The sequence below is a fragment of the Nisaea sp. genome, from assembly GCF_017640745.1.
Taxonomy (GTDB): domain Bacteria; phylum Pseudomonadota; class Alphaproteobacteria; order Thalassobaculales; family Thalassobaculaceae; genus Nisaea.
On record NZ_JAEPQA010000078.1, the window covers coordinates 1 to 531 of the forward strand.

At 66.7% G+C, this 531-nt stretch carries 1 pseudogene; it reads left to right on the forward strand.

The window, feature by feature from the left end:
- Positions 1-140: 140 nt before the first annotated feature.
- Positions 141-531 (forward strand): annotated as a pseudogene (locus JJ959_RS21310) (hypothetical protein); the annotation flags it as partial.

Sequence of the window (531 nt, forward strand, 5' to 3'; positions counted from 1 at the left end):
GTTCCCCACCGGCACAGCCTCTTTCCCGGAATTCCCTTGGCTCAACTCTTCGTGCCCCCCACTTGCAATGAGGGAGCGCAACCGGTAACGCTTCGCAAAAGGCCGCTGGGAGCGGCCGCGACTTTTGGGAGAGAGGTCCGATGGCGCAGGTTGAGAACGCCGCCGCCCTTCTGGCGCCGGAGGCGGAAGCCCCTACCCGGCCGCTCTGGGAGATGATCCGCGAAGAGGCGGAGGATCTCGCAAGCCGCGAGCCGCTGATGCGCGAGACCCTGCAGGACCAGGTCCTCTCCACCGAGTGCAATGCCGACATCGTGGTGCGCATTCTCGCCGCCCGGCTTGCCGTGGCGCGCATTCCGTTCGAGGATCTGAACGATCTCTTCCACGAGGTGCTGGGCAGCGATGAGCAGGCGATGAAGACGGTCGAGGCCGATCTCCGCGCCGTCCAGGCGCGCGATCCGGCCTGCCGCACCTATCTCCACGCGCTCCTCAACCTGAAGGGCTTCCAGTCCCTCCAGGCCCACCGCATCGCCC